Annotated in this window: 7 protein-coding genes; 1 reads left to right on the plus strand and 6 read right to left on the minus strand. The window is 64.3% G+C overall.

The window, feature by feature from the left end; all coding sequences use genetic code 11:
* The coding region (locus MOV74_RS25535) for a DUF4167 domain-containing protein (protein ID WP_246929030.1) at positions 1-663 on the minus strand (663 nt) is incomplete at its 3' end.
* A 459-nt stretch (positions 664-1,122) separates the two neighbouring features.
* Positions 1,123-2,019 carry a peptide chain release factor N(5)-glutamine methyltransferase gene (prmC, locus tag MOV74_RS25540; protein WP_246929032.1) on the minus strand — a complete coding sequence of 299 codons (897 nt, stop codon included), beginning with the start codon at positions 2,017-2,019 and terminating at the stop codon, positions 1,123-1,125.
* 92 nt (positions 2,020-2,111) lie between these two features.
* On the opposite strand from prmC, the gene MOV74_RS25545 reads away from it, so the two are divergent.
* Entirely contained in the window at positions 2,112-2,537 is a 426-nt protein-coding gene (locus MOV74_RS25545; RefSeq protein WP_246929041.1) for an HIT family protein, read from the plus strand.
* On the opposite strand, the gene MOV74_RS25550 is transcribed toward MOV74_RS25545, so the two are convergent.
* The 4 genes from MOV74_RS25550 to MOV74_RS25565 all read right to left on the minus strand — a co-directional run bounded on the left by MOV74_RS25550 (position 2,538) and on the right by MOV74_RS25565 (position 7,393).
* Positions 2,538-3,236: an ABC transporter ATP-binding protein gene (locus tag MOV74_RS25550; RefSeq protein WP_246929043.1), complete on the minus strand. Its 699-nt coding sequence runs from the start codon at positions 3,234-3,236 to the stop codon at positions 2,538-2,540.
* The gene (locus MOV74_RS25555) at positions 3,233-5,080 is read right to left on the minus strand and encodes an ABC transporter permease subunit (RefSeq protein WP_246929045.1); all 1,848 of its coding nucleotides are present in this window, start codon (positions 5,078-5,080) and stop codon (positions 3,233-3,235) included. Before MOV74_RS25555 ends, MOV74_RS25550 begins: the two co-directional genes overlap by 4 nt.
* 11 nt (positions 5,081-5,091) lie before the next feature.
* Positions 5,092-5,967: a branched-chain amino acid ABC transporter permease gene (locus MOV74_RS25560; protein ID WP_246929047.1), complete on the minus strand. Its 876-nt coding sequence runs from the start codon at positions 5,965-5,967 to the stop codon at positions 5,092-5,094.
* A 94-nt stretch (positions 5,968-6,061) separates the two neighbouring features.
* Positions 6,062-7,393: a substrate-binding protein gene (locus MOV74_RS25565; protein WP_246929049.1), complete on the minus strand. Its 1,332-nt coding sequence runs from the start codon at positions 7,391-7,393 to the stop codon at positions 6,062-6,064.
* Between the last annotated feature and the right edge of the window lie 424 nt (positions 7,394-7,817).

Here is a 7,817-nt window from a genome sequence, read left to right on the forward strand (position 1 = left end):
GGCTTGGCCGCCATTCGCGCCGGCATTCACTTGCGGCTGCGCGCCGGTGATGAAGGACGGCAGGCGATCGACGCTGCCGGCATCGGCGATGACGGGCTGCGGCTGGTTCGCGGGTAGCGGCTGCGGCTGATATTGCGGCTGCGGACGATGGTCGCGCTCGCGGTGCTCGCGCGGCTGCTGGTTGTCACGCTGAAAGGGCTGCTGGTTGTCGCGTTGCTGATGATCACGCTGGTGATGATCGCGCTGGCCGTCGCGCTCGCGCACGAAAGATTGCTGCGGCGGCTGCGGGACGAAGCCCGGCTCCTGGCCGAAATTCGAGAAATTCTCGCCGTCGTCTTCGCCGTCGTCGCTATTGCTGCTGACCGGCTCGTCACCGCGCGGCTGCTGGTTCTGGCGGAACTGCTCCTGGGCCGCCGCGATCAGGCGGAAATAATGCTCGGCATGCTGGTAGTAGTTCTCGGCCGCAACGGGATCGCCGGAGGAGCGCGCGTCGCGCGCGAGCTGGAGATACTTTTCAGCGATGTGCGAGGCGGTGCCGCGGATCTTGATGTCGGGTCCGTTGGACTCGTAGACCCGGGTCATCGGGTTCTGGCTGCGCCGGTTGTTGTTGTTATTGTTGTTGTTGCGGTTGCGCATCCGCTGCTTGTTCTGACCGTTTCTCATGTCCTGCCTTTAATTCCAGCCCTAAAGGTTGCACGCATTACTGATTGCTAGGAGTGACCTGGTGACAGCGGTTCACATCGCTCACGCGCACCGCGCGCAAGCGGATTGATCCCTGCCGATGTTCGTCGACCGTCGCGCTCAACAAGACGCGTTTCCCCACCCGCCAGCATTGATCGCCAGCGAACCCATTCATTTCGCCTGCCGAAACAAGCCCAGCTTTCTCGCGTAAGTCTTCAAGCGCAATATCAGGCTTTCGTTCACTTTGCGGTCGGAGAGCAGCGTAGCTCCACTGGCTATCGCGCTTCACAGGACCTGCGGCTTGGAACCTATATCAGTAAAGCTCTCGCCCGAGAGCCCGGCTTTCGCCCGTAGGTCTACGGGGCCGGCACCGATGTGTTGACCGGAACGTAGTCGTTCCCAAGGGATATTCCAAGAGCTTTTTGCAGGCCAATCCGGCTTTTATGGAGGCATTTTTCGGGCCGAAACGGCCCGCGGAATGCCCGCCAGGTCGGCCTTGGGTGGCCTGCCCACCATTAACCCCGCAGCCGCCATAAGGGTTTCAATATTTCTCGCCTGGCCCTGGCCAGCCTCGACGATCAGCGCTCCGCCGGGGGCGAGACGCTCGCTCGCCTGCGGGATCAGGGCGCGGTAGGCGTCATAGCCGTCATTGCCGCCGTCGAGCGCCAAATGCGGATCGTGCTCGCGCACCTCGATGCTCAATGTCGGAATTTCGGCCGAGGGGATATAGGGCGGGTTCGACACGATGAGGTCGAACGGGCCGCCCAGTGCCGACGCGTAGGAGCAGGCGACGAAGCCGGCGCGGCCGGTGAGGCCGAGAGCGGCCGCATTGTCGCGTGCCGTATTGAGCGCCGTCAGGCTAACATCGGTGCCGACGCCAAACGCGTCGGGAATTTCGTGCAGCAGCGCGAGCAGGATGGCGCCTGATCCGACACCGATATCCGCGATTCGCGGGCGTTGTCCCGATATCGTGAGCTCGCGAAAAATCTCGAGCGCCAGCTCGACAACGGTCTCGGTGTCCGGCCGTGGCACCAGCGTCGCCTCGGACAGCCGGAACGGCATGCCCCAGAAATCCCGCGCGCCGAGAATGCGGGCGACCGGCTCATGTGCCAGCCGGCGCTCGGCGTATCGTTCGAGGCGCGCGGTCTCCCCAGGCGTGAGTTGTCGTGCCGCCTGCGTCATCAGGCCGGTCAGATCGAGCTCCAGGGCAGCGCCGACGAGCAGGCGCGCATCAAGCGCGGGTTCCTCGATGCCGGCCGATTGCAGCCGCGCGGTGAGGGCGCGCCGCGCACTCTCTATGCTGTTTCCCGGATCGAAGCCTGTCGTCAATGGAACCATCCTGCCCAGCATCGTGGATAGATCGGCAGGCTTGCTTGCGTCAACGGAAACGAGCGCGTTTGATCGCGCTTCGCAGCGAGGGAGGGGGATCCGTGACGGCCTATGACGACCAGAACGTCTTCGCAAAGATCCTGCGCGGCGAGATTCCCTGCTTCGAGGTCTTCAGGGACGATCGCAGCTTCGCCTTCCTCGACATCATGCCGCGCTCGCCCGGACACACGCTGGTCATTCCCCGCGCGCCGGCGCGCGGCATCCTGGATATCGCCGATGACGATCTCGCCGCAGTCGCGAGAACCGCCAAGCGGATCGCGATTGCGGCGATGAGGGCGTTCGATGCCGAGGGCATCATCCTGCAGCAGTTCAGCGAACCAGCCAGCGGGCAGGTGGTCCTTCACCTGCACATGCACGTCATGCCGGTCAGGTCCGGCATCGAGCTATTGCCGGCGCAGACGCGCAAGGAAGACATGGCCGTGCTCGCCGACCACGCCAAACGGATGGCCGCGGCGCTTGCTGGCTGATCAAACGCCGAGATAGCGCTGCAGCAGTTCCGGCTGGGCCTTCAGCTCCAGCGCCGGCCCCTCATGCACGATGTGGCCGTTGTTGATGATGTAGATCCGGCTCGCCAGCGCCAGCGTCGCCGCCAGATTCTGCTCCACCAGCACGATGGTCTGGCCGGCGGCCGCCAGCTCGCGGCAGGCCTTGACGAGATCCTGGACGATCACAGGCGCAAGGCCCTCGAACGGCTCGTCCAGCAGCACGATTTTGGGATCGCGCACCAGCGCCCGCGCGATCGCGAGCATCTGCTGCTCGCCGCCGGAGAGCTCGGTGCCGCGGTTGTTACGACGCTCCTTCAGCCGGGGAAACATCTCGTAGATGCGGCCGAGCGGCCATCGTTTCGGTGCGGTGATCCCTGCAAGGGTGATGTTCTCCTCCACCGACAGGCTGCCGAAGATGCGGCGCTCCTCGTGCACGAGCTGCATGCCGGCCAGCGCGATCTTGTGGCTCCTGCGTCCGGCGATGTCGATGCCGTCGAATTTCACGCTGCCGCTGCGCGGGGTTACGACGCCCATCAGGCTCTTCAGGGTGGTGCTCTTGCCGGCGCCGTTGCGGCCGAGCAGTGCCACCACCTCGTGGCGCTCGACGCGCATGGCGACGTCGAACAGGATGTGGGAGTCCCCGTAATAGCTGTTCAGGCCGTTGACCTCGATCAGGCTCATGCGGCGATCTCTCCGTGAACGCCGCCGAGATAGGCTTCCTGCACCGCGGCGTTGGTCTTGATTTCTTCGGGCGTGCCGGAGACCAGCACGCGGCCTTCCTGAAGCACGGTGACGCGCTCGGCCAGCTCGAACAGGGAGTCCATGTCGTGGTCGATGATGATCATGGTGCGCCCGCGCGCGATCGACTTGAGCAGCTTGACGGTCTCGACGCGCTCGCGCGGGCTCATGCCGGCGAGCGGCTCGTCGAGCAGCAAGAGGCGCGGTGAGGTCGCGAGCGCAAGCCCGATCTCCAGCCTGCGTTTCTCGCCATAGGCCAGTTCGGACACGGGCGTGTCGGCGCGGCGGGTCAGGTTGACCAGTGCCAGCGTGTGCTCGACTTGCTCCGTCAGGCCCTTGACGCCGGAGAGCTTGCGGAACAGATCGAGCCGGAACTTCCCGCGCAGCTCGGCCAGCGCGGCGATCGTCAGGTTCTGGCGAACGGTAAGGCCAGTGAAGAGCTGGTTGACCTGGTAGCTCTTGGTGAGCCCGAGCTGGCAAACCTCGGTGACCTTCAATCCCGTGATGTCGCGGCCCTCGAACACAATCTGGCCCGATGTCGGCGCGATCTCGCAGGTCAGCATCTTGAAGAAGGTCGACTTGCCGGCGCCGTTGGGGCCGATGATGCCGCGCAGTTCACCCTGATTGACGCTGAAATCGATGTCGCTGTTGGCAACGAGGCCGCCATAGCGCTTGGTGAGGCCGGTGGCCTTCAGGATCGGTCCGGAATAGGCGGGATGCTCGACCTCCTTGGCCTGCATCGGCGCTGGTGCGGATTGCTGTGTCGCCGCGGCGTCCGCAGCCTCCTGTTCAGTCTCTGCTTCCGTCCGCTTACGCTTGCCGGAGGCGAGGCGATAGAGATCTGCAATGCCTCCGACGATGCCGCCGCGCAGGAAGCAGACCAGCAGCACGAACACGACACCGAGCACCAGCTTCCAGGCCGCTCCGAGCCCGAGCGCGGCCTGCAGGAAATCCTGCAGGAAGAGCCAGACCGCCGCACCGACCAGCGGCCCGAACAGCGTGCCCCTGCCGCCGATCGCGGTCTGCATCACCAGCTGGCCGGAGGTCTCGAAGGTGAACGCGTCGGGCGGCATGAAGGCCTGGAGCACACCAAGCAGGCCGCCGGCAAACCCCGCGTAGGCGGCTGCGATCACGAAAGCAGTCAGCTTGTAGCCGTGGATGTTGTGGCCGACCGCCGTGGCGCGCAGCGGATTGTCCCGGATCGCGCTCAAGATCGCCCCGACCGGCGAGCGTACGATCCTGAGCGCGATGATGACGCCGACAAGGTAGCACAGCGCGATGAACTGATAGAGCGACCAGCCATTGGTGAAGTGGATGGTGGTGAAGCCGAGATTGAAGCTCGGCGTCGGCACGCCGGGCAGGCCGTTCTCGCCGCCGGTGAAATCCGAGAGCGGATTGAACTCGACGAAGAAGAACACCTGTGCGATCGCCACGGTGATCATGGCGAAATAGATGCCGGTCCGGCGCAGCGCGATCAGGCCGACGAGGTAGCCGGTCGCGGCGGCCGCGATCATGCCGATGATCAGCGCACCCAGCACGTTGCCGAAGCCGGCGCGCGTCAGGAGATAGGCCGCGACGAAGCCGCCGGTGCCATAGAAGGCGGATTGGCCGAACGACAACAACCCCGTGAAGCCGAACAGGATGTCGAAGCCGAGCCCGAACAGGCCCCAGACCAGGATCCGGTTCACGGTGTTCGGCGCGAAGCCGAGATGGGGCAGCACAAAGGGAGCCACGATCAGGCCGATGGCCGTCAGCGTCTCGATCAGGAATGGGCGTTGCTTGAGCATCACGAAATTACTTACTCGCGGCCCTGGACGCCGAGCAGGCCATGCGGTCGCACCACGAGTACGAGCGTCATGACCGCAAACAGCATCACATAGGCGTAGCCGGGGTTGAACATGGAGGTGACGCTGATGATCTCGCCGGCGATCAGTCCGCCGAGGATCGCGCCGGGGAACGAGCCGACGCCGCCGATCACTACCACCACGAAGGTCTGGACCAGGATGTCGTCACCGATGCCCGGTGTCAGCGAGACCACCGGCGCGTTGATGATGCCGGCAAAGCCGGCGGCCATCGCACCGATGCCGAACACGACCATGAAGACGCGGTAGACGTTGATGCCGAGCGAATCGACCATCACCGAGTCCTCGATGCCGGCGCGCACGATCATGCCGAGCCGGGTCCGGTAGAGGATGATGAACAGCGCGCCGAGCGCGACCGCGACGATGCCGACCACGGCGAGGCGATAGGTCGGATAGAACATGAAGCCGAGATTGGTGATGCCCTGGAACAACGCCGGCGGCGGCACCAGCTGCGACTGGCTCGAGAAGATCAGGCGCACGAGCTCGACGAAACAGATGCCGAGCCCGAAGGTCACCAGCAACTGATCCTCGTGCGGGCGATGATAGAAATGGCGGATGATGACGCGCTCCATGAGCACGCCGAGCAGCATCACGAACAGCGACCCCGCGATGACGGCGAGGACGAACGATTCCGTATACTGGTAGGCGACGAAGCCGGCATAGCCGCCGATCATGAACATCGCGCCGTGCGCGAGGTTGAGCACGCCGAGCGTGCCGTAGATGATGGTCAGACCGGAGCTGATCAGCGCGAGCAGTGCGCCGAGCGCCAGCCCGTTGAAGAGCTGCGAAACGAGGTTGGGCCAACTGATCATGACGGGTCACTGTTGCGACGCGCCGCGGCGCGTCAAAAAGGTGACGCCGCAGGAGCAGAGGGCAGCCCGCGGCGTCACAAGGGTTAGAGCGGGCTCAGCTGTAGTCGCCGGGATGGCAGCCGAAGGCGTCCGGCTTCTGCATCAGGCCTTCACCGGGGACGACCTCGACCACGTCGTACCAGTCTTCCTTGTTCTTCATGTCCTTCTGCATCTTGCCCTTCACGATCAGGACGGGACGGATGCATTGATGGTCTTCGGGACGGTAATGCACGTCGCCGACGAGCGAGGGGATCGTCTCGCCCTTCTCATAGGCCTTGATCACATCGGGCGGGTTGAAGCTGCCGGCCTGCTCGCACATGCGGGCCCAGTGCGCGAAGCTGACATAAGCATTCTCGGCGCCCCATTCCGGCTTGTAGCCGTACTTCTTCTCGAAGGCCTCGTTGAACATCTTGGCCAGCGGGAATTTGTCCTCGATCGTCCACCAATAGTCGGTGGCGGCGTAGACACCCTGCATCAAGCCGCCGGTCTCGCGCGCGATGAACGGCACCTGATACGGGACCACCAGCTTCATCTTGTCGAGGACGCCGAATTGCTTGGCCTGCTGGGTCGACAGCACCGCGTCGTGGCCCCAGTTGACATTGATCAGCACGTCGGCGCCGGAATTCGCGACGTTCAGAAGATACGAGGAGTAGTCGGGCGCACCGAGCGGCGCAACCTGGTTGGTCACGGTGGTCCAGCCGGCGGTCGCAAGGAAGTCCTGCATCGACTTGGTGACGGTGTGACCGTAGGTGTAGTCCGGCGTGAGGTACGCGGCCTTCTTGCCCTTGCCGAATTCCTTGACCATGACGGGGCCGATCGCCGCCGCGGCGGTCTGGCCGAAGAAGTTCTGACGGAAGCCGTAGCGGACGCAGTCCTTGCCGGTGGTGTCGTTCGAGCCCGAGATGCCGCACACGAAGATCACCTTCTCGCGCTGGGCGAGCTTGTTGAGCGCGACCGCGACCGCGCTGGACGTGCCGCCGGTGATCATGATCGCCTTGTTCTCGCTGATGAAGCGTTGCTGCGCCTGCACCGCCTCGTTCGGTTTGGCCGCGGAATCCGCGACGCCAAACTTGAGCTCCTTGCCGAGCACGCCCTTGCTGGTCTTCGGCGAGATCTTCTTGATCAGGTCGTGACCGCTGTTGATGTGCTCGATCGCGAGTTGATAGCCCTTGAGCTCGTCCTCGCCCTGAACGGCATAGGTTCCCGTGCGCGGCACCGAGATGCCGATGAAGGCGGTGGAGCCCGAAACGCCCGCGGGATACGTGCCGATCGGCTTGTCTTCGGCAAAGGCCGGCATCGCCGGCAGCACCGAGCCGCCGATGAGACCCGCGGTGGTCTGGAGCAAGCCGCGGCGCGAGAGGCCGCGGCGGACGAGATCGTCAGTCATGATCGTTTCCTCCGAATGTCGTTCTTGTTTGCAGGCACAACACGACCTGTCCGGCGGCAGCCGGCCTCGAGGGCCTGCCTGCACCGGGCACGTCACATCCGCGTGTAGCTCCTGGACGTAAACATTGCTTGTGAACACCTTCTGTCAATTTCGCCTTTGGTCGAACGACGAAAATTATCACGTGAAAACATATCGGATTACGATATATATTAGTCTTTGTGAGTACGAGGCTGGCGGGTTCGGCGGGAGAAATGGCGCGGCGGATGACAGTAGCGGGTGCCCGGAAGCGACGATCCTGGCCGCAGGAGGCGGAGCGGCAGGAGGCCGCGTGGCCTGCAGAGGATGGGAACGACCAACGCTTAGTGCCGCAGTCCGGCGATGGCCCGCGCCTGTCGGAGCCGCGCAGTCGGTCCGCCGGTCAACG

Origin of the sequence: Bradyrhizobium sp. SHOUNA76 (assembly GCF_023006445.1) — a bacterium.
In the GTDB taxonomy this organism is placed as follows: domain Bacteria; phylum Pseudomonadota; class Alphaproteobacteria; order Rhizobiales; family Xanthobacteraceae; genus Bradyrhizobium.